This window comes from Aquabacterium sp. A7-Y (assembly GCF_026153205.1).
Classification (GTDB): Bacteria; Pseudomonadota; Gammaproteobacteria; order Burkholderiales; family Burkholderiaceae_C; genus Caldimonas.
On record NZ_JAPFBW010000001.1, the window covers coordinates 267,474 to 293,064 of the forward strand.

The following is a 25,591-nucleotide window of genomic DNA, read 5'->3' on the forward strand; positions in this document are numbered from 1 at the left end:
CGAGACCCCTCATGGCCTTTCTCATCGACGACAGCTCCTGGCGTTACATCGCGCCCCCGCCCCCGCCCCCGCCTCCGCCGCCGCCACCACCACCAGCACCTCCCTATGACAAGCCCCACCTGCGTTATCAGGTGCAGGGCGGCGAAACCCTCGCCGAGATCGCCGCGCGCCATGGCGTCTCGCTGACCTCGGTGGAGGCCGCCAACCCGCAGCTGCAGCGCGGCGAACAGCCGCTGCCGACCCAGGAGATCGTGGTGCCGCTGCCGGCGGTCGATGCCGACCTGCCCACGGCCTACCAGGTCCAGACGGGCGACAACGTGAGCACGATCGCGAAGGACCACGGGGTTCCCTCACCCTTGCTCCTGCAGGCCAACGGCCACAGCGTGCAGGACCCGCAGCAGCTGAATGCGGGACAGGTTCTCTGGATCCCCGCCAAGGCGCCGCAGCAGCCGGCGTCGGCTGCCGCGGCGACCGACCAGGCCGCTGCCGACGTGGCCGAAGCCCGCACCCGACTGAACGCCGAAGAGTCGGCCACCAACGGCAGCGGGGCGGCTCTGCCCTACCTGCGCAGCAAGCTGGAGGCGGCCCAGGGCCGGCTCGACCTCGCGGTGCAGGACGAGATCGACCAGCGCGCCCGCAGCGAGGGCAAAACCAAGGCGAGCCCCGAGGACATCGAGCGTTACGGGGCCGACATCGTCGCCCGCTATGCCGGCCGCCCCGGCGAGGCAGCCGCGGTCGGGGCCACCGTCAAGGACCTGAAGACCGACGCCGAGGTGCAGGCGACGCTCGACAAGGCTGCCTCGCATGCAGACCCGCTCGACAAGCTGAAGGCGATCAGCCCAGGGTACGACTCGCTGTCACCGGAAGCCAAGCTCAAGCTGCAGACGGACAGCCGCGTGCAGGACTGGGTGAACCAGGTGTCCAAGCGCGCCAACGAGCCGCTCGTCGACATCGGGGGCGACACGCGCAACTACACCAATCCCTGGCAAGGCCCGTCGAACGCGGCCTTGACCCGGCTCGAAGAGTTCACGCGCGACCTGTCGCCCGAGCTGGCGGGCGCTGTGGTCGCGCATTCGCTGCCCGAGTACGAGGCGGCCTACCGCAAGGCCCAGCAGGAGGGGGCCGGGCAGCTGATCGGCATGGGCGGCACCGAGAAGCTCGTCATCTTGTCCAGCCGGGTGGCCGGGACGCCGAATGGCGGGGCCCTGGTGGAGCGCATGGTGGGCCTGGACGGCTTCGATTCGAACGGCATGCTCACGGCGCTGCGCGACGGCGCCGGTCCGGCCTACCTGATCGAGGCGGCCCGCCGGATCAAGGCCGAAGGCGGCGATCCGTCGATGCTGCTGCAGCTTGCCCGCGAGGGCGTCGAGCAGTTCAAGGGCCAGGTTGCCGACCACGTCAAGGAGTACAGCCAGCACACCGAAGAGCTGGCCTGGCTGGTGCACAACCACGGCGGCGCGATGACGCCGGAGCAACTCAACCAGGCCATCGAGGCCTATGCCAAGTCAAAAGGCGACGGCTGGCAGCAGCGGGCCACCGAATTGCGGGATGGCCTGGCGCAGGACGGCGAGAAGCTGCTTCGCCAGATCGCCCAGCTCGGACAGCTCCCCACGGAATTGTCGGGGTACCAGGGTGAGGTCGACCCGCTGCTGCAGAAGCTCGCCGAGGACCCGAGCGCGAACCTCGCGATGACCCTGGCCCTGCAGAAACACCCGGAGATCACCACCGGGCCCGACAGCAAAGCCCTGCTGGACTTCTTCAAACAGGCCAAGCTGGCCGATCAGGGGCGCAAGCTCGGCCAGGAGTTCGCCACCGCCTATGTGAAGGCCCAGGTGCTCGGGAAGATCACCAACCTCGACACCCGCGACCCGGCCAGCCTGCAGCAGGCGAAAGACCGGCTGGAGGCGCTCAAGGGCGGCACCATGGCGAAGCTGCTGGGTGTGTCGTCGGGCGAGTTCGACAAGGCCATCGACGCGGTCAAGGCTTCGATGCCGCAGCCCGGCGATACGCCCGAGCAGGTCCAGAACCGGCTGCGCGAGCTTGATAACAAGCTCAAGGAGCTGGACGGGCAGACCGGCCTGCGGTCCTTCGACAAGTCCTCGCCCGCGGGGCTGATGCTGCGAGGCCTCGGCTTCGCCCTCGGCGCCGTGGGGCTGGCCAACTCGGGGCAGCTCGCGCTCAACGACCCGAATGCGAGGACCGTGGGTCGGGTCCTGGTGGATGCCGCCGGCCTCGGGCAGAAAGGCGCGGAGCTGGCGCTGGGCCTTGGCCGTATCGATGAAGAGTCCTTCCTCGGCAAGTTCGGCGGCGGCTGGAAGGTGGCGGGCCGCTTCGGCGCCGGCGACCTGCTCGGCGGCGTCGGGGCCTTGTTCGATGTCTGGAATGCGGTGGACGCGATGAGCAAGGGCGACTATGTCGGCGGCGCGCTCTATACCACCGCAGCGGCCGGCGGCCTTGCGACGGCCTTCGGCGCGGGGACCATCGCCGGCCCCATCGGCATCGCCGTGGTGGCCGTGGCGACCTTGGGCCTCGGCTGGCACCAGAAGGTGAAGGCGTCCAACCAGCACGACAACGACACCTCGGCCGCCTTCCTGCAGCAAAGCGGTCTCAGCCCCGAAGCGTCCAAGGCCCTGGTCGACCAGAGCGGCGACGGGCACAGCCCGGTGCCCTTCCTGATGCACTACGGCAAGTCCAAGGGCTTGACTCAGCAGCAGACGGTGGACTGGTTGAACGGCCTCAAGCCCGAGCAGTTGGCCGAGATGCGCGACATCGCCCACCACACGCTCGACGACATCGACGGCGATCTGGGCAAGTTCGGCGCTGGCGAGCCCGGCGACGCCGACTTCTACCAGACCTACATCCCGCCCTACCATCCGCGCGCCGTGCCGCCTCCACCGCCGCCCCCGCACACGGCGATGCAGTTCGACAGCTGGCTGCGCGATCAGGGGATCCCGGTGCCGGCTTGACGTGACGAGTCGCTCGCGCCTGCACGTCCGGCCCGGCTGAACGCGCAGCGCCGGGTGTTCAGCGCTCCTGCGCCGGGGCGTCGGCTGTCGGCTCGAGCGCCGCGCCGAGCGCCTCGCGTTCGTCGAAGACAAAGCAGCTGCCGTGGTAGTGCGCCCCGCCGGTCTCCTCGAAGTACTTGAGGATGCCGCCTTCGAGCTGCCAGACATGGTCCAGCCCGGCTTCCTGCATGAAGATGGCGGCCTTCTCGCAGCGGATGCCGCCGGTGCAGAAGCTCACCACGGTCTTGCCCCGCAGTTCCTCTCGGTGCGCCAGCAGGGCGGCCGGGAAGTCGCTGAATTTCTCGATGCGCCAGTCGATCGCGCCGTCGAAGCTGCCGTAGTCGACCTCGAAGGCATTGCGCGTGTCCAGCGTGACCACCGGGCGGCCTTCGTCGTCGTGGCCCTGGTCCAGCCAGCGCGTCAACGTGCGGGGGTCCAGCGCCGGGGCCCGCCCGGCCTCGGGGCGGATCGAGGGGTGGTTCATGCGGATGATCTCGCGCTTGACCTTGACCAGCAGCTTGCGGAAGGGCACCTCGCTCGACCAGCTCTCCTTGGGCGCGAGGTCGGCAAAACGCGCGTCCGAGCGCAGCCACCCGACAAAACCGCGCACTGCTTCGCCAGGGCCGGCCAGGAACAGATTGATGCCTTCCTCGGCGAGCAGCACGGTGCCTTTCAGGCCGTCTTGCGCGGCGCGTGAGTGGATGCTCTCGCGCAGTTCGGCGGCGTCGGGCAATCGCACGAACTTGTAGGCGGAAATGTTCAGGATCTGGTTCACGGCGGGCATTTTAGGCAGGCGGTCCTCCTAAAATCCCCGGATGCCTTTCGTACACCTTCGCACCCACACCGAGTTCTCGGTGGTGGACGGCACCGTGCGTGTCGACGACGTGGTGGCCGCCGCCGCCGCCGACCAGCAGGTCGCGCTCGCGATCACCGACCTGAGCAACCTGTTCGGTGCTATCAAGTTCTACAAGGAAGCGCGCGGCACGGGCGTCAAGCCCATCATCGGCGCCGACGTCTGGCTGGAGCCCGCGCACGGCGAAAAAACACCCAGCCGCCTGCTGCTGCTGATCCAGGACAAGGCCGGCTACCTCAACCTGAGCGAGCTGCTGGCCCGGGCCTGGACCCAGAACGTCAACGCTGCCAAGGCCTGCCTCAAGTGGGAGTGGCTGGAAGCCCTCAACGGCGGGCTGATCGCGTTGTCGGGCGCCGACCTGGGCGCCGTGGGTCAGGCCCTGCTCGCGCGCGACGAGGCGCGCGCCGAAGCCGCCGCGCGGCAGCTCGCGGGGATCTTCCCGCAGCGCTTCTACATCGAGCTGCAGCGCGCCGGCCAGAGCGGCAACGAGGCGCATGTGCGTGCCGCGGTGCCCTTGGCCGCGCGCCTGGGGCTGCCGGTCGTCGCGACCCACCCGGTGCAGTTCCAGACGCCCGACGACTTCGAGGCGCACGAGGCACGTGTCTGCATCGCCGAGGGCGAGACGCTGACCAACCCCCGGCGCATCAAGCGCTTCACGCGCGAGCAGTACTTCAAGAGCCAGGCCGAGATGGAGGCGCTGTTCGCCGACCTGCCATCGGCCCTCGCCAACACGGTGGAGATCGCGAAGCGCTGCAGCCTCACGCTGGTGCTCGGCAAGCCGCAGCTGCCTGACTTCCCGACCCCCGAGGTCGAGGGCCGGCGCATGCCCATGGAGGAGTACTTCCGCTACGCCTCCCACGAGGGCCTGAAGGAGCGCATGGTGCTGCTCTTCCCCGACGAGGCGAAGCGCGCCGAGGCGATGCCGCGTTATGTGGAGCGGCTGGACTTCGAGATCAACACGATCCTGAAGATGGGCTTCCCCGGCTACTTCCTGATCGTGGCCGACTTCATCAACTGGGCCAAGAACAACGGCTGCCCGGTGGGCCCGGGCCGGGGCTCCGGGGCCGGTTCGCTGGTGGCCTACGCGCTGAAGATCACCGACCTGGATCCGCTGCGCTACAACCTGCTGTTCGAGCGTTTCCTGAACCCCGAGCGGGTCTCGATGCCCGACTTCGACATCGACTTCTGCCAGTCCAACCGCGACCGCGTGATCGACTACGTGAAGGAGAAGTACGGTCGCGACGCCGTCTCGCAGATCGCCACCTTCGGCACCATGGCGGCGAAGGCCGCGCTGCGCGACGTGGGCCGGGTGCTGGGCATGGGCTACGGCCATGTCGACGGCATCGCCAAGCTGATCCCCGCGCCGCCGGGCAAGACCGTGACGCTCAAGCGCCCCGGCGACAAGCCCGACCCCGGCATCATCTACGCGCGCAAGGAAGCCCCCGAGATCGAGGAGCGCGAGAAGAACGAAGAGGAGGTGGCCGAGCTGCTGAACCTCGCTGAGCGTGTCGAAGGCATGGTGCGCAACATCGGCATGCACGCCGGGGGCGTGCTGATCGCGCCCGGCAAGATCACCGACTTCTGCCCGCTCTACATGCAGCCCGGCAGCGACTCGGCGGTCTCGCAGTACGACAAGGACGATGTCGAGGCGATCGGCCTGGTGAAGTTCGACTTCCTGGGTCTGGCGACGCTCACCATCCTGGAGACCGCCAAGGAATTCATCGTCAAGCGGCATCCCGACCAGCGCGACTTCGCCTTCGAGAAGATCCCGCTCGACGACAAGGCCTCCTACCAGCTGCTCTCCGAAGGCAAGACGGTCGCGGTGTTCCAGCTGGAAAGCCGCGGCATGCAGGGCATGCTGCGCGACGCCAAGCCCAGCGTCTTCGAGGACATCATCGCGCTGGTGGCGCTCTACCGCCCGGGCCCGATGGACCTGATCCCCAGCTTCTGCGCCCGCAAGCACGGCCGTGAGGAGGTCGAGTACCCGCATCCCCTGATGAAGGAGGTGCTGGAGGAGACCTACGGCATCATGGTCTACCAGGAACAGGTGATGCAGGTGGCGCAGCGCCTGGGCGGCTACTCGCTGGGCGGCGCCGATCTGCTGCGCCGCGCGATGGGCAAGAAGAAGGCCGAGGAGATGGCGAAACACCGCCTGATCTTCGCCGAGGGCGCGGCCAAGAACGACATCCCGCCCGAGCTGGCCAACGAGATCTTCGACTTGATGGAGAAGTTCGCGGGCTACGGCTTCAACAAGTCGCACGCCGCGGCCTACGCCCTGCTGGCCTACCACACGGCCTGGCTCAAGGTGCACTACCTGGCCGAATTCGTCGCGGCCAACATGACCGTCGCGCTCGACGACACCGACAAGCTCAAGATCTTCTACGACGACGCGGTGCAGCTCGGCCTCACCTTCGAGCCGCCCAACGTCAACACCGGCGGCTACCGCTTCGAGCCGGTGGCGAACAAGGTGGTGCGCTACGGCCTCGGGGCGGTCAAGGGCACCGGCCAGAGCGCGATCGAAGCCATCGTGCAGGCGCGCGAGGAGGGCGGCCCCTTCAAGAGCCTGTTCGACTTCTGCGCCCGGGTCGACCGCAGCCGCATCAACAAGCGCACCGTCGAGGCCCTCATCAAGGCGGGTGCCTTCGACTCGCTGGAGCCCAACCGCGCCGCGCTGATCGCCAGCATCGGCCTGGCCTTCGAATACGCCGGCGCCCAGGCGGCCAATGCCGACCAGGGCGGCCTGTTCGACTTCGGCGACTCGCACGCCTCCTCCTCGGCGGAGCCGGACCTGGTCGCCGCCGAGCCCTGGAGCATCAAGGAACGGCTGGGCTTCGAGAAGATCGCGATCGGCTTCTACCTCTCGGGCCACCTGTTCGACGAGTACGAACCGGAGGTGCGCCAGTTCGCCAAGCGCAAGATCGCCGACCTGATCGACAGCCGCGAGCCGCAGATGCTCGCCGGCATCGTCAGCGACCTGCGGGTCGTCAACGGCCAGCGCGGGCGCGTCGCGATCTTCAAGCTCGACGACCGCAGCGACGTGATCGAGGCGGTGGCCAACGAAGAGCTGCTGGACGCGCACCGCGAGCTGTTCCGCGACGACGAGCTCATCGTCGTGCAGGGCAAGGTGCAGCCCGACCGTTTTTCGGGCGGCCTGCGCCTGAATGTCCAGCAGGTCTGGGACCTGACCAGCGCGCGCTGCCGCTTCGGCAAATACCTCCGGGTGGCGGTCAACGGCTCGGCGCCGCCGGTGGGCGAGCTGGTGCGCCAGTTCCCGCCGAAGCGCACCGCCACCGAGCACGGCGACCTGCTGCAGGGCCTGACCGTGCGCCTGCTGCTGCACCGCAGCATGGCCTACGGCGAGCTCGACCTGGGCGAGGAAGCGCGCTTCTACCCCAGCGACGAGGCGCTGCAGCGCTGGCGCCAAGGAGCGCAGCAGGGCCAGGCGACGGTGATCTACGAGGAACCGCAAAAAGCGATGTAGGCGCGGCGTGACATGCGTCCGCCTTTCAGGGGCCGCGAGGGCTCGCCTGTCCGGAAACTGGGCGGCTTTCCCTTTCATGGCGCCAAAGCACACTAAGATGCGGGCTTTCAAGACAGCGCGGACCGCTTGGTTCCCTGACGCAGTGGACCAGGGCGGCCGTATCGGGAGCCCGCAGTGAAAGCAGTTGCAGCAGCATTCGTCGGCCTGGCGCTGGCCGCCGGGGGGCAGTTGGCGTCGGCCCAGGACGTCGGCGTGTCGGTGAGCATCAGCCAGCCGGGCGTCTATGGTCGCATCGACATCGGCAACCGGCCGCCCCCGCCGCTCTACTACCCCCAGCCGGTGATCATCACCCAGCCGCGTGTGGTGCAGCAGCCGATCTACATGCACGTGCCGCCGGGGCATGCCAAAAACTGGCGCAAGCATTGCCACCGCTACGATGCCTGCGGCACGCCGGTGTATTTCGTGAAGTCCGGCGCAGGGCATGGCGGGCGGCGCGATCACGACCATGGTCACCACGGGCATCATGGCCACCATGACCACGACGAGCATCGCGGGCACCACGGCCACAAGCACAAACACAAGCACGACCACTGAGCCCGTCGCGGCCTTCGGTGGGGGCGACTCCTTGCGGACCGGGCCGGCGGTCGCCCAGCCCCTTGCCGCACCGGAGAAGACCGGCTCCGCGTCCGCCACCCCGATGAGCAGCACCGGTTTGGTCCTGATGGGCGGCGGGGCGCGGGCGGCCTACCAGGTGGGCGTGCTGGAAGCCCTGGCCGACATCTACCGGGACCGCGGTGCGGCGGCCTGCGGCAATCCCTTTCCGATCATCGCCGGCACCTCGGCCGGCGCGATCAACGGCGCTGCGCTGGCCTGCCGGGCCGACGACTTCGTCGCCGCGGTCGGCGTGCTGCGTGAGGTCTGGGCCAATTTCCGCGCCGAGCAGGTCTACCGGGCCGACTCCTTCGGGGTCATGCGGACCGGGGCGCGCTGGCTGTCCATGCTGTCGCTGGGCTGGGTCATCGCACGCTGGCGCCGGGCGCGCCCACGCTCTTTCCTGGACAACACGCCGCTGGCGGCGCTGCTGCAGCAACTGGTGGATCTGGACCGGCTGCAACCGCTGATGGCCCAGGGGCACCTGCAGGCCCTCGCGGTGACGGCCTCGAGCTATTCCTCGGGCCAGCATGTCACCTTCTACCAGAGCCGGGCCGACATCCGGCCGTGGACGCGCACCCAGCGGCTGGCCGTGCGCGATCAGCTCACCCGCGAGCACCTGCTGGCGTCCTCGGCGATTCCCTTCGTATTTCCGGCCGTTCCACTGGGTTTGTCCGGTGCCACCGAGTACTTCGGCGACGGCTCGATGCGCCAGGCCGCGCCGATCTCGCCCGCCGTGCACCTGGGCGCGCGCCGCATCCTGGTGATCGGGGCGGGGCGTTTGCACGAGCCGCCCGGGCGGCGCCTGGTCTCGCAGGACTATCCGAACCTGGCGCAGATTGCCGGCCATGCGCTGTCCAATATTTTTCTCGATGCGCTGGCGGTGGACGTCGAGCGGTTGCAGCGCATCAACCACACCCTGGCCCTGATGCCGCCTGAACTGCGCGAGCGCAGCTCGCTGCGCCCACTGGACGTGCTGGTGATCGCGCCCAGCCAGCGCCTGGACGATATCGCGGGCCGCCATGTCGGCGCGCTGCCGGTGCCCATCCGCGCGATGTTGCGGGCGCTGGGTGTCACCAGCGTGCCGGGCGATACCCGGGGCGCGGCGCTGGCCAGCTACCTGTTGTTCGAGGCCGACTACACCCGGGAGCTGATGGCGCTGGGGCGTGACGACACGCTGGCGAGGCGCGAGGAAGTCGAGCGCTTTTTCGGTTGGTAGCTGGCGCAGAACGCAAAAAAAACGCCCCGGATGACGGGGCGTTGTCTCGTGCCGGGTCGGCGCGTCAGGGCTGTTTCGTCGCCTTTTGAGCGGCGGGTTTGGCATTCTTTTCCGCCGGCTTCGCCTCCGCCTTGGTGTCGGTCTTGGCGTCGCCTTCCGCATAGGGGCTGCCGTTGACAGTCAGGCCTTCCTTGGAGAGGCGCGATGCACTGCCCTTGCCCACCCCGGCAACGCGCGCGATGAAGTCGTTCCAGTCCTTGTAGGGACCCGTCTTGCGCTCGGCGATGATGCGGGCGGAGAGCGTCGCGCCGACGCCTTTGACGGTCTCCAGCTGGGCCTGGTCGGCTTTGTTGACGTCTACCGCGGCGAAGGCGGTTGCGGCGAGCAAGGCCAGAACTGCAAACAGCATTTTTTTGAGCATGGGCTCCTCCCTGTGCGGTTGGCTGAACTGCAGCCGGCCGGGCCCTCCCGGCGGCTGCCCGGAATATAGGGAAGCACGCTGGAGGCGTCAGCCTGTCAAGCCATGCAGAGCCGCAGGCGCGCGGCGCGGCCCACCCTCAGTAGTCTTCGATGCGGCGCGGGGGATAGCTGTCCCAGGTGTGGCAGCCGGGGCATTGCCAGAAGTAGTGCGAGGCTTCGAAACCGCAGGCGGCGCAGCGGTAGCGCTGCAGCGGTTTGGCGGAGTGGGCCAGCACCTGGTGCAGGTGCTTGAGCTCGCTGCCTGTGAGGGCCTGCGGCTGGCCGCTGCTTTCGTCGAGCAGGTTCAGCGCCGAGGAGATCGAGGGATGTTTGGCGAGGTGCTGCGCAATCCAGTCGCGGCGCAAGGCCGGGTCTTCTTCCAGTTGGCGCAGCGCGCCCAGCAGGTCCACCGAGGGCGCACGCTCATACAAGGCGCGCAGCTTCTCCTTGGCCGGTGCGGACAGGCGTGCGGCCAGCGCCGAGGCGGCATAGTCGCGCGCCACCAGCGAGAAGGCGGTCGGGTTGGCCGTGATCAACTCGTTCCACAACTCGACGGCTTCGGCATGGCGCTCCAGCCTGGCCATGCGCTGGCCCGCGACCACCAGCGGCCGCGGCGCCTGGGGCGCGACGCGACGGGCTTCGGCCAGGGCCTCCGAGGCGGCCTGGGCATCGCCCTTGGCATCGGCATCGAGAGCGATCTCGCACCAGCAGTGCGCGATGCGGCTGGCGAAGGAGCCGGCCGCCGCGGCTTCGAGCTTGCGGGCCACGTCGATGGCCTTGCCCCAGTCGCGCGACCGTTCGTAGAGGCTCAGCAGGGCCAGCCAGGCATCGGTGCGGAAGGCCGAACCTTCGAGGGCCTGGTAGGCCATCTCGGCGCGGTCGAACAGGCCGGCCTTCAGGAAGTCCTGGGCAAGCGCGAACTGGGCCCGCTCGCGCTCCTCGCGGGGCAGGTCGGCCCGGCTCAACAGGTGCTCGTGCACGCGCACCGCGCGTTCGTACTCGCCGCGCCGGCGGAACAGGTTGCCGAGCGCGAAGTGCAGGTCCGAGGTGTCGGGGTCGTGCTGCACCGCCTCGATGAAGGCGTCGATGGCCTTGTCCTGCTGTTCGTTGAGCAACAGGTTCAGGCCTTTGAAATAGGCCCTGGGCGAGCGGCGTTCGGCCGAGCGCAACTGGCGGTTGTCGATGCGGGACGCGAGCCAGCCGAGCGCGAAGGCCACCGGTAGGCCGAGCAGCAGCCACTGGATGTCAAAGTCCATCGCGCGGCGGGTGCATCAGGGGGAGGGCTTCGTCTTCGGCCGCGACGGGCGCAGGGGCGGCGGCGGGCGCCTCGGTGCTGCTGGTCGAGGGCAGCTGCCGCGCGGCGCGGCGGTGGCGCCACCAGCTGGGCACCATCGCGAGCACGCCGAAGACGCAGCCGAGCGCGAAGGCGGCCAGCACGATGAAAACCGTCGGGGCCTGGGACTGGTAGCCGAAGAACCAGTGCAACACCGCCTCGTGCTGGTTGTTCAGCGCGAAGGCGAAAAGCAGGAAAAAGATGGCGGCTCGCAAGAGCCAGAGCAGTGCTCGCATCGCCCGGATTCTAGCCGTGCGAAGGAGTGCTCACGGGGAGTGATGGAGTCGGGACGCAGTCGCGCCGAGTGGCGCTCAGGCTGCGGCCTTGTCGACCGGCGCGGCCGCATCGGCCTGGCGGTCCTGGGTGGCTGTCTCGCCGGGCTGGGCGTCAGGCTCGGACAGCACCGTGCGGGCGTCCACCGCTTCGCGCAGGGCCTTGCCCGGCTTGAAGTGAGGGACCAGCTTCTCGGGGATGATCACCTGCTCGCCGGAGCGGGGGTTGCGCCCCACCCGCGGCGGGCGGCGATTGATCGAGAAGCTGCCGAAACCCCGGATCTCGATGCGGTGCCCGCGCGCGAGCGCGTCGGACATCGCATCCAGGATGGTCTTGACCGCGAACTCGGTGTCGCGATGGGTCAGCTGGGAGAAACGTTCCGCCAGCTGGTTCACAAGATCGGATCGGGTCATGAATCCTGGTGTTGAGATCGGGGCGTCGGGTGGTCAGTCCAGCGGCTGGAATCAGCCGTTGTTCTGCTGGTCGCTCAGCTTGGCCTTGAGCAGCGCGCCCAGGCTGGTGGTGCCGGCGTTTTCGCGGTTGTCGGCCGACAGGCGCTGCAGCGCTTCCTGTTGCTCGGCGTTGTCCTTGGCCTTGATCGACAGCTGCAGACCGCGGGTCTTGCGGTCGATGTTGATGATCAGGGCGGTGACTTCGTCGCCTTCCTTCAGGACGTTGCGGGCGTCTTCGACGCGGTCGCGCGAGATTTCCGAGGCACGCAGATAACCGATGACGTCGTCGGCCAGCTGGATCTCGGCGCCGCGGGCGTCGACGCTCTTCACCGTGCCGGTGACCGTGGCGCCACGGTCATTGACGGCGGTGAAGTTGCTGAACGGGTCGGCGTCCAGCTGCTTGATGCCCAGCGAGATGCGCTCGCGCTCGACGTCGATGGCCAGCACGACGGCTTCGACTTCCTGGCCCTTCTTGTAGTTGCGCACCGCGGCTTCGCCCGGCTCGTTCCACGACAGGTCGGACAGGTGCACCAGGCCGTCGATGCCGGCCGCCAGGCCCACGAACACGCCGAAGTCGGTGATCGACTTGACCGGTCCCTTGACCTTGTCGCCGCGCTTGAAGTTCTGGCCGAACTCGTCCCAGGGGTTGGGCTTGCACTGCTTCATGCCGAGGCTGATGCGGCGCTTGTCCTCGTCGATCTCCAGGACCATGACTTCGACTTCGTCGCCCAGCGTGACGATCTTGCTGGGAGCGACGTTCTTGTTGGTCCAGTCCATCTCGGAGACGTGCACCAGGCCTTCGATGCCCGGCTCGATCTCGACGAAAGCACCGTAGTCGGCAATGTTGGTGACCTTGCCGAACAGGCGGGTGCCGGTGGGGTAGCGGCGCGAGACGCCGACCCAGGGGTCGTCGCCCATCTGCTTCAGGCCCAGCGAGACGCGGTTCTTCTCGGCGTCGAACTTCAGGACCTTGGCGGTCAGTTCCTGGCCGACCTGGACCACTTCGCTCGGGTGGCGGACACGGCGCCATGCCATGTCGGTGATGTGCAGCAGGCCGTCGATGCCGCCCAGGTCCACGAACGCACCGTATTCGGTGATGTTCTTGACGACGCCGTGCACCACGGCGCCTTCCTGCAGCGTCTCGAGCAGCTTGGCGCGCTCTTCGCCCATCGAGGCTTCGACGACGGCGCGGCGGCTCAACACCACGTTGTTGCGCTTGCGGTCGAGCTTGATGACCTTGAATTCGAGGGTCTTGCCTTCGTACGGGCTCATGTCCTTGACCGGACGGGTGTCGATCAGGGAGCCGGGCAGGAAGGCGCGGATGCCGTTGACCAGCACGGTCAGGCCACCCTTGACCTTGCCGGAGACGGTGCCGGTGACGAAGTCGCCGGACTCCAGCGCGCGCTCGAGCGACAGCCACGAGGCCAGACGTTTGGCCTTGTCGCGCGACAGGATGGTGTCGCCATAGCCGTTTTCGAGCGAGTCGATCGCCACGGAGACGAAGTCACCCACTTGCACTTCGAGCTCGCCCTGGTCGTTGCGGAACTCGTCGATGGGGATGTAGGCCTCGGACTTCAGGCCGGCGTTCACGACGACGAAGTTGTAGTCCACGCGGACGACTTCGGCCGTGATCACCTCGCCGGAGCGCATTTCAGAGCGCTGCAGCGATTCTTCGAACAGGGCGGCGAAGGATTCCGACCCTTGGGCGGTTTGGGTGGTTTGAGACATTCAGTTTCCTGGGGCCAGCCGCAGCTGGCGTGAGGTGCAACCTGGGTTGCGGGTTGAGTTGTCGAACCGGACCTTCGGCGTGCTTTGCAGCACAGGAGGGGGAAAAGGCCCGGGCCTGGGTGCCCCGCTCGCGCGGGGCGTCGCCGTTTCGGTGGCACAGGGCCGCAAGGCCCTGACCGTCAAACCGGCCGGCGTTGCTGCCACCAAGCCAGCACCTGCTGCACCGATTCCTCGATGCTCAGGGCCGAGTTGTCCAGCGACACCGCGTCCTCTGCCGGCTTCAGGGGCGCCGCACTGCGGGAGCGATCCCGGGCGTCGCGCGCCTCCAAATCCTGGCGAAGATCGGCAATGGTAGTTGAAATTCCCTTAGAAATCAATTGCTTATGCCGGCGCTCGGCACGTGTGGCGGCACTCGCGGTCAGGAAGACCTTCAGCGCGGCGTCCGGAAATATGACGGTGCCCATGTCGCGGCCGTCCGCCACCAGGCCGGGCAGCCGGCGGAAGGACAGCTGCAGGTCGCGCAGCGCCTCCCGCACGGCGGCGTGGGCCGAAACGCGCGAGGCCAGCAGGCCGACCTCTTCGCGGCGCAGCGCGTCGGTGACGTCCCGGCCGGCCAGCTCGATGCGCTGGTCGTCGAAGCGCAGTTGCAGGCCGGCGGCCAGCCGGGCCAGGCTGGCCTCGTCGTCGGCCGGGATGCCGGCGTCCAGCGCCGCCAGCGCGGTGGCCCGGTAGAGCGCGCCGGAATCGAGCAGGTGGTAGCCCAGCGCCTTGGCGACTTCGCTGGCGAGCGTGCCTTTGCCGGACGCGGTCGGGCCGTCTATCGTGATGACCGGGATGTCGGCCAGCTCGGCCTTCGCGACGCCGAACAGGGTCTCGAAGTAGTCGGGGAAGGTCTTGGCGACGCACTTCGGGTCGAGGATGCGCACCGGCGCCCCCGGCGCGGCGCCGGCCAGGCGGTTGAAGGCGGCCAGCGAGAAGCACATCGCGACGCGGTGGTCGTCGTAGGTGTGGATCGCGGCCGGGCGCCAGCCGTTGGCGGCGATCGGGTGCACCTCGATGAAGTCGGGGCCCTCGTTCACCTGCGCACCCAGCTTGCGCAGCTCGGTCGCCATCGCGGCGATGCGGTCGGTTTCCTTCACGCGCCAGCTGGCGATGTTGCGCAGCCGGGTCGGGCCGTCGGCGTAAAGCGCCATCACCGCCAGGGTCATGGCCGCGTCGGGAATATGGTTGCAGTCCAGGTCCAGCGCCTTCAAGGGCCAGGCGCCGCGCCAGACCTCCAGCCAGTTGGGGCCTTGCTGCACGATGGCGCCCATGGCCTGGGCCGCTTCGACGAAGCGGATGTCGCCCTGGATCGATTCCGAGCCGACGCCCTCGATGCGCAGCGGCCGCGCGGCATCCGCCGCGAGCGCACCCAGGGCCACGAAATAGGAGGCCGAGGAGGCATCACCCTCGACGTGCACGTGCCCCGGGGAGCGGTAGCGGCTGCCGGCAGGGATCGTGAAACGGCGCCACTCCTCGCGTTCGATCGGGATGCCGAAACGCTGCAGCAGGTTGAGCGTGATCTCGATATACGGCTTGGAAATCAGCTCGCCCTGTACCTCGACCACCACCGGGCCCTGCTCGCTGAGCAAGGGCAGTGCCAGCAGCAGCGCGGTCAGGAACTGACTGGAGACGTCGCCGCGCACCCGGATCGGCGGGCCCAGCCGCGGTGCACCGCCGGCCAGGCGCAGCGGCGGGTAGCCCTCGTTGCCCAGGTAGTCGATCCGGCAGCCGACGCCGCGCAGCGCGTCGACCAGGTCGCCGATGGGCCGCTCATGCATGCGCGCGACGCCGCTCACCTCGAACTCGCCGCCCTGCAAGCCGCTCAGCAGCGCCAGCGCCGCGCACAGCGGGCGCATCGCGGTGCCCGCGTTGCCGAGGAAAAGCTGAGCCTGCGTCACGGTCAGGCGCCCGCCCAGGCCGATCACGCACAGGCCGCCATCCTGTGGCGCGATGCTGCAGCCCAGCTGCCGCAGCGCGGCGATCATCACGCGGGTGTCGTCGGAGTCGAGCAGGTCGTGCAACACCGTGCGACCCTCGCTCAGCCCGGCCAGCAGCAGCAGGCGGTTGGAGATGCTCTTGGAGCCGGGCAGTCGCACCGTGCCGGCCGCGGCCTGCAGGGGAGGGAGGTCGAGGAATTCGGTGGCGTACATGGCGTACCGGGCCCGAAGGCCCAAAACAGGGGAGAAACGGCCGCGCCGGCGGCCGCACGTTGGGCCGGACTAGCGGCCGGGCGTCGGCTTGGGCGTGGACATCTGCCAGCCCGAGCGGGCGTCGGCCGCGTTGCGGATCAGGTCTTCCAGCGCCTCGGCATTGCCGCTTTTCATCACGTGCTCCAGCGCGTCCAGCGTGTGGCGGAAGCGCAGCGATTGCTTCAGGATCTCTTCCTTGTTCGCCAGCAGGATGTCGCGCCAGATGGCCGGGTCGGCGGCGGCGATGCGGGTGAAGTCGCGGAAGCCGGGGCCGGCCAGCGAGAGGAAATCCTTGCCCGCCGGCTGCTTGTGGATGGAGCTGAAGTAGGCGAAGGCCAGCAGGTGGGGCAGGTGGCTGACCGCCGCGAAGGCGGCGTCGTGGTTCTCGGGGCTCATCTTGAGCACCTGGGCGCCAATGGCGGCCCACACGTCGGTGGCTTTCTGCAGCAGCTTGACGTCGGTCTGCGGCAGCGGGGTCAGGATGACCTGGCGCCCCGAGTAGAGCAGCGAGTCGGCGTGTTCGACGCCCGCGACTTCCTTGCCGGCGATCGGATGGGCCGGCACGAAGGACTCGATGCGGTCCTTGAGCACACGGCGTGCCGCGTCGACCACGTCGCGTTTGGTCGAGCCGACGTCCATCACCAGGACGCCCGGCTCGACAAGGTGGCGGATCGCCTTGAAGGTCGCCTCCGACGCGGCCACCGGCACCGAGATCAGCACCACGTCGGAGCCCGAGACGGCCAGCAGGGCCGATTCCGCGGCGATGTCGATGACCCCCAGGCGCTTGGCCTTTTCAGTCGTCGAGGGCGACTTGCTGTAGCCGATGACACGCTTGACCAGGCCGGCACGCTTGAGCGCCAGCGCGAACGAGCCGCCCATCAGACCGCAGCCGATCACACCCAGTTGATTGAACATATCTGTGCGGACTCCAACAGCTCAGTGCACATCGATAGGATAGGTGCCGAGCAGCTTGAAGAAGGCGCACACTCCGCGCAGCTCCTTCAGCGCGGCGGCGACCGGCGCGTCGTCGGGGTGGCCCTGCAGGTCGATGTAGAAGTAGTACTCCCACTGGCCCGAGCGCGCCGGGCGCGACTCGAAACGGCTCATCGACACGCCGTGCTGCTTCAACGGCACCAGCATGTCATGGACCGCCCCCGGGCGGTTCACGACCGAGACGACGAGGCTGGTGCAGTCGTGGCCGGAGGCCTTCGGCTGGGGATGGCTCTCGGGCCGCGTGACGATGGCGAAACGAGTGCGGTTGTGCGGATCGTCCTGGATCGCCGGTGCCACCACGTGGAGCCCGTATTCGCTGGCGGCCCGCTCGCTGGCGATGCCCGCCAGGCGCGGGTTCTCGGCGGCCAGCCGGGCGCCCTCGGCATTGCTGGAGACCGGCCGCCGCTCCACGTTGGGCAGGTGGTTGCTCAACCAGCCGTGGCACTGCGCCAGCGCCTGGGGGTGGGCGCAGACCGCCTCGATGTCGTGCAGCGAGGTCTCCCTGCGCAGCAGGTTGTGGCGCACGAACAGGCTGGTCTCGCCGATGATGAACAGCGGCGTGGTCAGGAACAGGTCGAGCGAGCGCGCAACCACCCCCTCGGTCGAGTTCTCGACCGGCACCACACCGAAGTCGGCCGCGCCGGCCGAGGTGGTGCGGAACACCTCGTCGATGCTGGCGCACGGTACCTTGACGATGGAGGCGCCGAAAAAGCCCAGCGCCGCGAGTTCGCTGAAGGTGCCGGCGGGTCCGAGGTAGGCGACCCGGGTTGGCGTTTCCAGCGCCCGGCAGGCCGACATGATCTCGCGCCAGATCGGCGCCACCGAGTCGGTCTGCAGCGGACCGGCGTTGATGGCCTTCAAGCCGTCGATCACCTGGGCCTCGCGCTCGGGGCGGAACACCACCGAGCCTTCCTTCTTCTTGAGTTCGCCGACGGCCTGGGCCAGGGCGGCGCGGCGGTTGAGCAGCGCAAGCAGTTCGCGGTCGACCGAGTCGATCTGCGTGCGCAGCATTTGGAGGTCTGCGGGGGACATGATTTCAGCCATGGCGAGCAGCAAATTCTCGCATGTAGTCCACCAGCGCCTGCACGCCGGCCAGGGGCATCGCGTTGTAGAGGCTGGCGCGCATGCCGCCGACGCTCTTGTGGCCTTTGAGCTGCAGCAGCCCGCGCTCCCTGGCGCCGGCCAGGAAGGCCTCGTTGTGCGCCTCGTCGGCCAGGAAAAAGGGCACGTTCATGCGCGAGCGGCACTCCGGCGCCACGGTGTTGCGGTAGAAACCCGAGGCGTCGATGTAGTCGTACAGCAGCGTGGCCTTGGCGATGTTGCGCGCCTCCATCGCGGCGACGCCCCCCTGGCGCTTGAGCCACTGGAACACCAGCCCGGCCAGGTAGATCGCGTAGGTCGGCGGCGTGTTGTACATCGACTGGTTGTCGGCGACCGTCTTGTAGTCGAAGGCCGACGGGCAGACCGGCAGCGCGTGACCCAGCAGATCCTCGCGCACGATCACCAGGGTGAGGCCGGCCGGGCCGATGTTCTTCTGCGCGCCGGCGAAGGCCAGACCCACGCGGGTCCAGTCGATCGCGCGGGTGGCGACGTGGGAGGAGCAGTCGATGACCAGCGGCGCATCGCTGCCGAGCGCCTTGAGGTCGGGCAGTTGGTTGAACTCGACGCCGTGGATGGTCTCGTTGGTGCAGATGTGCACATAGGCGGCCTGCGGGTCCAGCTTCCAGCCTGCCGGGTCGGGCAGGCGGGTGTGGTGGTCGGCCTCGTTGCTCGCGGCCAGCGCCGGCGTGCAGTAGCGCCTGGCTTCCTTGTAAGACTTCTGCGACCAGCTGCCGGTGACGACGAAATCGGCCCGGCCGCCGCGCGACAGGTTCATCGGCACGATGGCGTTCTCGGCCAGGCCGCCGCCCTGCATGAACAGCACCTTGAAGTGGGGCGGAACCGCCAGCAGTTCCCTCAGGTCGGTCTCGGCCTGGTCCCGGATGGACATGAACTCGCGGCCGCGGTGGCTCATTTCCATCACGCTCATGCCGCTGCCGTGCCAGTCGAGCATCTCGTGCGCGGCCTGCTCCAGCACTTCGGGCGGCAGGGTGGCCGGCCCGGCGGAAAAGTTGTAGGGGCGGTTCCGGTTCATGGGGTCCTTACTTCTTCGGCTTGGCGCCCGCGGCGGGCGTGGCGGGTGGCTGGTCCGGCAGGCCCAGGTGTTTGCGGATGCTGGCCTGCAGTGTCCGGATCTTGGGCTCGACGGCGGGACGGGTCTCCTCGACCAGCTTCTGGGTCAGGTTGCGTTCGACCTCGGGCAGCACCTGCTGGTACTTTTTATAGGCCGGGGATTCCAGCCACGCGATCACCTGCTTGAGTTCGTCCTCGCTGAACTTCTCTTCGAGCGCCGAACCGAGCGTGGTGGGGGCCAGCTTGAGGGCCTTGTCACGTACCAGCGGGGTGGCCTGCTCGGCGTACTTCTTCAGGTCGGCCTCGATGGCCTTCGCGACCTCCTGGCGCTTGGCCTCGGGCACCTGGGTCTTGAGCAGGCGGCCGGCCTCCTGCATCAGCTCGACCGCGGGCTGCTCGGCGATGCGGCGTGCCATGTTCTCGACGGCAGGCTGCTGCATCTGCAGCAGCTTCTGGACCAGCTCCTTTTTGGTCTGGGCCTGCGCGGGCACTGCAAGGCCCCCCAGGGCGAGCACCAGCGCGGAACAGGCGAGGACGCGGGACGTGGACATGTAAGCCTCCTGAAGTTGAACTGTGCCATGCGCGGCGCGCGTCTGCTGCGCGCCGCGTGGCGTGTTGGAAGACGCCGCCGAGGGGCGGGCGCTCACTCCTGTGGCGCGCCCTCGGCACCGGCGGCGTCGTCGCCGCCCGCGTCGGCCGCCGTGACGGCGGCGTCGTTTTCGACGATGCGCTGCAGGCCGCTGAGCTTGGAGCCGTCATCCAGCGCGATCAGGGTGACCCCTTGCGTGGCGCGGCCCAGCTCGCGGATCTCCGACACCCGGGTGCGCACCAGCACCCCCTTGTCGGTGATCAGCATGATCTCGTCCTCGGGGCGCACCAGCGTGGCTGCCACCACCTTGCCGTTGCGCTCTGACTGTTGGATCGCGATCATGCCTTTGGTTCCCCGCCCGTGGCGGGTGTACTCGACGATGGAGGTGCGCTTCCCGTAGCCGTTCTCGGTGGCGGTCAGCACGCTCTGGGACTCGTCCTCGGCGACCAGCATCGCAATCACGCTCTGGCCTTCCTCCATGGTCATGCCGCGCACGCCGCGGGCCTGGCGGCCCATCGAGCGCACGTCGTTCTCGTCGAAGCGCACCGCCTTGCCGCCGTCGCTGAACAGCATCACGTCGTGCTTGCCGTCGGTCAGGGCTGCGCCGATCAGGAAATCGCCCTCGTCGAGGTCCACCGCAATGATGCCGGCCTTGCGCGGGTTGCTGAACTCGTCCAGCGCGGTCTTCTTCACGGTGCCCTGGGCGGTGCACATGAAGACGTAGTGATCGGCCGGGAAGCTGCGGAACTCGCCGGTCAGCGGCAGCACCACGTTGATCTTCTCGCCCTGCTGCAGCGGGAACATGTTGACGATGGGCCGGCCGCGCGAGTTGCGCGAGCCCTGCGGCACCTCCCAGACCTTGAGCCAGTAGACCCGGCCGCGGTTGCTGAAGCAGAGGATGTAGTCGTGCGTGTTGGCGATGAAAAGCTGGTCGATCCAGTCGTCTTCCTTGGTCGCCGTGGCCTGCTTGCCGCGGCCGCCGCGCCGCTGGGCGCGGTACTCGGCCAGCGGCTGGCTCTTGATGTAGCCGGTGTGGCTGAGCGTCACGACCATGTCGGTCGGTGCGATCAGGTCCTCGGTGTCGAGCTCCTGGGCGTTGTGCTCGACCACGCTGCGGCGGGCGCCGACCTTGGTCTGGCCGAACTCCTGCTTGATCGCGGTGAGCTCCTCGGAAATGATGAAGGTCACGCGCTCGGGCTTGGCCAGGATGTCCAGCAGGTCGGCGATGTGGGCCATGACCTCCTTGTACTCGCCGATGATCTTGTCCTGCTCCAGTCCGGTCAGGCGCTGCAGGCGCATCTGCAGGATCTCGCCGGCCTGGTCGTCCGACAGGCGGTAGAGCCCGTCGGGCTGCAGGCCGTAGTTCGCCGGCAGGCCTTCGGGCCGATAGGCGGCGCGGCCGGCCTCGCTGTCCGAGGCGCGCGCCAGCATCTCGCGCACCATCGAGGAGTCCCAGGAGCGGCTCATCAGCTCCTGGCGCGCGATGGGCGGAGTGGGCGAGTTCTTGATGATGGCGATGAACTCGTCGATGTTGGCCAGCGCCACCGCCAGACCTTCCAGCACGTGACCGCGCTCGCGCGCCTTGCGCAGCTCGTAGACGGTGCGGCGGGTCACCACCTCGCGGCGGTGTTCCAGGAAGATCGCCAGCAGGTCCTTCAGGTTGCAGAGTTTCGGCTGGCCGTCGATCAGGGCCACCATGTTGATGCCGAAGGTGTCCTGCAGCTGGGTCTGCTTGTAGAGGTTGTTGAGCACGACCTCGGGCACCTCGCCGCGCTTGAGCTCGATGACGACCCGCATGCCCGACTTGTCGGACTCGTCCTGGATGTGGCTGATGCCCTCGATCTTCTTCTCGTTGACCAGCTCGGCGATCCGCTCCAGCAGGTTCTTCTTGTTCACCTGGTAGGGGATCTCGTCGACGATGATGGCCTGGCGCGCGCCCTTGTCGATGTCCTCGAAGTGGCAGCGCGCCCGCATCACGACGCGGCCGCGGCCGGTTCGGTAGCCATCGCGCACGCCCGACAGGCCGTAGATGATGCCGGCGGTCGGGAAGTCGGGCGCCGGGATGATCTCCATCAGCTCGTCGATCGAGGCCTCGGGGCTCTTGAGCAGGTGCAGGCAGGCGTCGACCACCTCATTGAGGTTGTGCGGCGGGATGTTGGTGGCCATGCCGACCGCGATGCCGGCCGAGCCGTTGACGAGCAGGTTGGGCAGCCGCGTCGGCAGCACCAGCGGCTCCTTCTCCGAGCCGTCGTAGTTGGGGCCGAAGTCGACCGTTTCCTTGTCGATGTCGGCCAGCATCTCGTGCGCGATCTTGGCCAGTCGGATCTCGGTGTAGCGCATCGCCGCAGCGTTGTCGCCGTCGACCGAACCGAAGTTGCCCTGGCCGTCGACCAGCATGTGGCGCAGCGAAAAGTCCTGCGCCATGCGCACGATGGTGTCGTAGACCGCGGAGTCGCCGTGCGGGTGGTATTTACCGATCACGTCGCCGACGATACGGGCCGACTTCTTGTAGGGTCGGTTCCAGTCGTTGTTCAGCTCGTGCATCGCGAACAGGACCCGGCGGTGCACCGGCTTCAGTCCGTCCCGGGCGTCGGGGAGGGCCCGCCCGACGATCACGCTCATCGCGTAATCGAGATACGAACGCCGCATCTCTTCTTCAAGACTGATGGGGAGGGTTTCTTTAGCGAACTGAGTCATGCGATCCCTGAAATCGACGAAGCAAGGGGCGGGCGCTCGATGGCGCTGGCGTTAAACGCCAGAACCCAACATTCTAAATGGGGGTTGTTGTGGCCGTGACGCAACAGGGTCGGCCCGCGTACCGCACCCTATAGACAAAAACTTGTCCATGTGACGTGCTATGGCACAATGATTTGTCGGTAGCGAAACCCGCGCGTAACCGTGCGTTTCCTTAAGCCGTCCGATCTTTTAATGGACGTTTACGCAGTGACTCTGCGGCTTTTCTTGAGAGGAGAAACATGAACAAACTCAACAAAGTGGCGATGCTGTTTGCCTCGGCCGCATTGGCTTCTGGTGCCCTGGCTCAATCCGTCGACAACTGGCGCAACGTCGATGGCAACGTGTGGAAGAACGGCACCAATGAACTGTGCTGGCGCGATGCCACCTGGACCCCCGCGACCGCTGACCAGCGTTGCGACGGCGCCCTGAAGGCTGCCGCCCCGGCCCCGGCTCCGGCACCTGTCGCCGCCCCCGCCCCGGCTCCCGCTCCTGCGCCCACTCCCGCTCCCGTCCCCGCTGCTCCGACCAGCGAGAAGGTCACCTTCGCCGCTGACGCCTTCTTCGACTTCAACAAGTCCGTGCTGAAGCCGGAAGGCCGCGCCAAGCTCGACGACCTGGTCAGCAAGATGAGTGGCATCAACCTGGAAGTTGTCATCGCCGTGGGTCACACCGACTCCGTCGGCAGCGATGCCTACAACCAGAAGCTGGCCGTCAAGCGCTCCGAAGCCGTGAAGGCCTATCTGGTCAGCAAGGGCATCGAAAAGAACCGCGTCTACACGGAAGGCAAGGGCGAGAAGCAGCCCGTGGCCGACAACAAGACCTCCGAAGGTCGTGCGAAGAACCGCCGCGTCGAGATCGAAGTGGTGGGCACCCGCAACCGTCAGTGATCTCCCTTCTCCTCAAGAAACCCCGCCACGGCGGGGTTTTTTTTCGTCTGCAAGCGCCGACGGCCTGTGGCCTGCGCACCGGCCTCCGCGGTCTTCAAGGCACAATCCACAGCCATGACCCAAGCGACCAATGCCGATCCCCAGGAGCTGGCCAAGTTCAGCGAGCTGGCCCACCGCTGGTGGGACCCTGAGAGCGAGTTCAAGCCCTTGCACCGCATCAACCCGCTGCGCCTGGAGTGGATAGACAGGCAGGCGCGGCTGGACGGCAAACGGGTGGTCGACATCGGCTGCGGCGGCGGCATTCTCAGCGACTCGATGGCGCGCAAGGGCGCCAGCGTGCTGGGCATCGACCTCGCCGGCAAGGCGCTGAAGGTGGCGATGCTGCATGCGATGGAAGCCGGCACGCAGAACCTCGAATACCGCGAGGTCGCGGCCGAGGCGCTGGCCGCGGAGCAGCCCGCGCAGTTCGACGTGGTGACCTGCATGGAGATGCTGGAGCACGTGCCCGACCCCTCGTCCATCGTGCATGCGGCCAGCACGCTGGTCAAACCCGGCGGCTGGCTGTTCTTCTCGACCCTGAACCGCAACGCCAAGGCTTTCCTGTTCGCGATCCTCGGTGCTGAATACCTGCTGAATTTATTGCCGAAGGGAACCCACGAATACGGCAAATTCATCCGACCCAGCGAGCTGGCGCGCTGGTGCCGCGAGGCGGGGCTGGATGTCGTGGAGACCCGTGGCATGGAATACAACCCGCTGACGCAGCGCTATTGGCTGTCGGGCGATACCAGCGTCAACTATCTCCTGGCTTGCCGCAAAACATGAGTGAGGTTTCTTCCCGACGGATGCCGGCACCCTGGGCACCGCGTGCGGTGCTGTTCGACCTCGACGGCACGCTGGCCGATACCGCACCCGACCTGGGTGGCGCCTTGAACCGCCTGCGCGGGCGGCGTGGTTTGCCGGCGCTGCCGCTGGAGCAGTTGCGCCCGGTCGCCTCGGCCGGTGCGCGCGGCATGCTGGCGGTCGGCCTCGGCCTCTCGGTCGACGACCCCGACTACCCGGCGCTGCGCGACGAGTTCCTGGCCGAGTACGAGGCGGCGCTCGACGTCGACTCGACCCTGTTCGACGGGGTGCCCGCCTTGCTGGCAGCGCTGGCGGCTGCCGGCATCGCCTGGGGTGTCGTCACCAACAAGGCGATGCGCTTCACCGGGCCGGTGCTGCGCGGCCTCGGGCTCGAGGCCGCCGCGGTCGTCATCGCGGGCGACACGACGCCGCATCCCAAGCCGCATCCCGAGCCTTTGCTCGAGGCCTGCCGCCGCTTGAAGATCCGTCCCGAGGACGCCATCTACGTCGGCGATGACCTGCGCGATGTGCAGGCGGCGCGGGCGGCCGGCATGCCGGTCGTTGCCGCGGCCTACGGCTACCTGGGCCAGGAGCCGGACCTCGCGGCCTGGGAGGCGGATGCCGTCATCGAGCGGGTGGCGGCGCTGCTGCCGCTGGTCGGTATTGCGCAAGAAGTTCGCTGACGAAGAAGTTTGTGGGCGCCCCCTTGAAAGCGGGGCGGCGCACCCGATCTACAATAGCGAACACGGGGCCGACCTGGTTTCGACGTGGGTGCGGAATCAGAGCGGTGCATGCCGAGCACCAGTACGCTCGTAAATCCACTGGATCAAAGTAACTGCGAACGACGAACGTTTCGCCCTCGCCGCTTAACACCGGTGAGCCTCTCAACGGTTGGCCGATAGGCCGGGCCCGCAAGGGCTGAGAGGTCATTCATATCGGCTGGTCCTGAGCCGGGTCACTCGACCCAGGACGAGATCTAGTGACTGGCGTCGTTGGTAGCGTGCTCCTGCGCGACCGCGGCGTAAGAACCAAAGCAGTGAGCTAAGCATGTAGATCTGCCTGAGGATGGCTTGCGGACGCGGGTTCAATTCCCGCCGGCTCCACCACCTCCGGCTGCATGAAGTGCTGATCTGCAGCACTTCATGCAGCCATGAAGGCCCAGGGCGCTCGATTTTTCGAGTCCTGGGCCTTTTTTCTTGCTGGATCAGCCGACACGCGGAGGGCGCCGCCCCTGTCGGCGCTTCTTCGGCGAACCTTATTGTGGGTTCCAAGGCTCCCTCCACCGCGCGCCTCCGGGTATACCTCGCACCGGGCTGGTGCCGCTCGTCCCCTGCCTTGCTCCGTGGCAGCGGGGCCGCCGCCCGAAGAAGTAGCGCGCCATCCGCCAGGCGACCGGGTGGCGCGCTATGGCGGCGAGGAGTTCGCGGTGATCCTGCCCGATGCCCCGCTGGACGGCGCCCTGGTGGTCGCCGAGCGCATCCGTGCCGCGGTGGCGGCGCTGGAGCTGCCAGCCGCCGAGCCGCCCGGCAGCACGGTCTCGGTGAGCATTGGGGCGGCCACACTCCAGCAAGCGGAACGGGTGGGGCCGCGTGAGCTCATCCAGGCGGCCGATGCCGCGCTCTACCAGGCCAAGCCCGCCGGTCGCAACTGCGTCGCCGGGTTGGCGGCGGGGCCCGCACTCGCCTGAGG

The 25,591-nt window shown here is 68.0% G+C and carries 20 protein-coding genes and 1 other RNA gene; 9 read left to right on the top strand and 12 right to left on the bottom strand.

Annotation, left to right across the window (positions count from 1 at the left end; genetic code table 11):
• Positions 1-11: 11 nt before the first annotated feature.
• Entirely contained in the window at positions 12-2,966 is a 2,955-nt protein-coding gene (locus OOT46_RS01260; protein WP_265401760.1) for a LysM peptidoglycan-binding domain-containing protein, read from the top strand.
• A 58-nt stretch (positions 2,967-3,024) separates the two neighbouring features.
• On the opposite strand, the gene OOT46_RS01265 is transcribed toward OOT46_RS01260, so the two are convergent.
• Positions 3,025-3,789: a sulfurtransferase gene (locus tag OOT46_RS01265; RefSeq protein WP_265401761.1), complete on the bottom strand. Its 765-nt coding sequence runs from the start codon at positions 3,787-3,789 to the stop codon at positions 3,025-3,027.
• Positions 3,790-3,820: 31 nt separating this feature from the next.
• On the opposite strand from OOT46_RS01265, the gene dnaE reads away from it, so the two are divergent.
• The 3 genes from dnaE to OOT46_RS01280 all read left to right on the top strand — a co-directional run bounded on the left by dnaE (position 3,821) and on the right by OOT46_RS01280 (position 9,209).
• Positions 3,821-7,339 (top strand): DNA polymerase III subunit alpha, encoded by a 3,519-nt coding sequence (gene dnaE / locus OOT46_RS01270; RefSeq protein WP_265401762.1) that lies wholly within the window; start codon positions 3,821-3,823, stop codon positions 7,337-7,339.
• Between the two features lie 174 nt (positions 7,340-7,513).
• Positions 7,514-7,933, top strand: coding sequence for a hypothetical protein (locus tag OOT46_RS01275; protein WP_265401763.1), 420 nt, complete (start codon positions 7,514-7,516; stop codon positions 7,931-7,933).
• Between the two features lie 103 nt (positions 7,934-8,036).
• Complete coding sequence (locus OOT46_RS01280) at positions 8,037-9,209, top strand: patatin-like phospholipase family protein (RefSeq protein WP_265401764.1); 1,173 nt, start codon at positions 8,037-8,039, stop codon at positions 9,207-9,209.
• Between the two features lie 64 nt (positions 9,210-9,273).
• On the opposite strand, the gene OOT46_RS01285 is transcribed toward OOT46_RS01280, so the two are convergent.
• The 11 genes from OOT46_RS01285 to gyrA all read right to left on the bottom strand — a co-directional run bounded on the left by OOT46_RS01285 (position 9,274) and on the right by gyrA (position 22,136).
• Positions 9,274-9,630, bottom strand: a complete 357-nt coding sequence (locus tag OOT46_RS01285; RefSeq protein WP_265401765.1) for a ComEA family DNA-binding protein — start codon at positions 9,628-9,630, stop codon at positions 9,274-9,276.
• Positions 9,631-9,766: 136 nt separating this feature from the next.
• Positions 9,767-10,924 (bottom strand): lipopolysaccharide assembly protein LapB, encoded by a 1,158-nt coding sequence (gene lapB, locus OOT46_RS01290; protein ID WP_265401766.1) that lies wholly within the window; start codon positions 10,922-10,924, stop codon positions 9,767-9,769.
• Positions 10,914-11,237 carry a LapA family protein gene (locus OOT46_RS01295; protein WP_265401767.1) on the bottom strand — a complete coding sequence of 108 codons (324 nt, stop codon included), beginning with the start codon at positions 11,235-11,237 and terminating at the stop codon, positions 10,914-10,916. The genes lapB and OOT46_RS01295 overlap by 11 nt, the downstream gene beginning before the upstream one ends.
• Before the next feature lie 75 nt (positions 11,238-11,312).
• Complete coding sequence (locus OOT46_RS01300; RefSeq protein ID WP_265401768.1) at positions 11,313-11,687, bottom strand: integration host factor subunit beta; 375 nt, start codon at positions 11,685-11,687, stop codon at positions 11,313-11,315.
• A gap of 51 nt (positions 11,688-11,738) precedes the next feature.
• Entirely contained in the window at positions 11,739-13,454 is a 1,716-nt protein-coding gene (gene rpsA, locus OOT46_RS01305) for a 30S ribosomal protein S1 (RefSeq protein WP_265401769.1), read from the bottom strand.
• Between the two features lie 179 nt (positions 13,455-13,633).
• Entirely contained in the window at positions 13,634-15,646 is a 2,013-nt protein-coding gene (locus OOT46_RS01310) for a bifunctional 3-phosphoshikimate 1-carboxyvinyltransferase/cytidylate kinase (protein ID WP_265401770.1), read from the bottom strand.
• 69 nt (positions 15,647-15,715) lie between these two features.
• Positions 15,716-16,600 carry a prephenate dehydrogenase gene (locus OOT46_RS01315; protein ID WP_265401771.1) on the bottom strand — a complete coding sequence of 295 codons (885 nt, stop codon included), beginning with the start codon at positions 16,598-16,600 and terminating at the stop codon, positions 15,716-15,718.
• A 21-nt stretch (positions 16,601-16,621) separates the two neighbouring features.
• Positions 16,622-17,710, bottom strand: a complete 1,089-nt coding sequence (pheA, locus tag OOT46_RS01320) for a prephenate dehydratase (RefSeq protein WP_265401772.1) — start codon at positions 17,708-17,710, stop codon at positions 16,622-16,624.
• A 4-nt stretch (positions 17,711-17,714) separates the two neighbouring features.
• Complete coding sequence (gene serC, locus OOT46_RS01325; protein WP_265401773.1) at positions 17,715-18,812, bottom strand: 3-phosphoserine/phosphohydroxythreonine transaminase; 1,098 nt, start codon at positions 18,810-18,812, stop codon at positions 17,715-17,717.
• Positions 18,813-18,819: 7 nt separating this feature from the next.
• Positions 18,820-19,401 (bottom strand): DUF2059 domain-containing protein, encoded by a 582-nt coding sequence (locus OOT46_RS01330; protein ID WP_265401774.1) that lies wholly within the window; start codon positions 19,399-19,401, stop codon positions 18,820-18,822.
• Positions 19,402-19,493: 92 nt separating this feature from the next.
• Positions 19,494-22,136 carry a DNA gyrase subunit A gene (gene gyrA / locus OOT46_RS01335; RefSeq protein ID WP_265401775.1) on the bottom strand — a complete coding sequence of 881 codons (2,643 nt, stop codon included), beginning with the start codon at positions 22,134-22,136 and terminating at the stop codon, positions 19,494-19,496.
• 278 nt (positions 22,137-22,414) lie between these two features.
• Here gyrA and ompA point away from each other — a divergent pair, with 278 nt between their 5' ends.
• The 5 genes from ompA to OOT46_RS01360 all read left to right on the top strand — a co-directional run bounded on the left by ompA (position 22,415) and on the right by OOT46_RS01360 (position 25,589).
• The gene (gene ompA, locus OOT46_RS01340) at positions 22,415-23,062 is read left to right on the top strand and encodes an outer membrane protein OmpA (protein WP_265401776.1); all 648 of its coding nucleotides are present in this window, start codon (positions 22,415-22,417) and stop codon (positions 23,060-23,062) included.
• Positions 23,063-23,176: 114 nt separating this feature from the next.
• Positions 23,177-23,884: a bifunctional 2-polyprenyl-6-hydroxyphenol methylase/3-demethylubiquinol 3-O-methyltransferase UbiG gene (ubiG, locus tag OOT46_RS01345; protein ID WP_265401777.1), complete on the top strand. Its 708-nt coding sequence runs from the start codon at positions 23,177-23,179 to the stop codon at positions 23,882-23,884.
• Entirely contained in the window at positions 23,881-24,585 is a 705-nt protein-coding gene (locus tag OOT46_RS01350; protein WP_265401778.1) for an HAD family hydrolase, read from the top strand. The genes ubiG and OOT46_RS01350 overlap by 4 nt, the downstream gene beginning before the upstream one ends.
• 64 nt (positions 24,586-24,649) lie before the next feature.
• Positions 24,650-25,008, top strand: a transfer-messenger RNA (tmRNA) gene (gene ssrA / locus OOT46_RS01355).
• Positions 25,009-25,244: 236 nt separating this feature from the next.
• A complete protein-coding gene (locus tag OOT46_RS01360) occupies positions 25,245-25,589 on the top strand; it encodes a GGDEF domain-containing protein (protein WP_265401779.1) in 345 nt (114 codons plus the stop codon).
• The last annotated feature ends 2 nt before the right edge of the window (positions 25,590-25,591 follow it).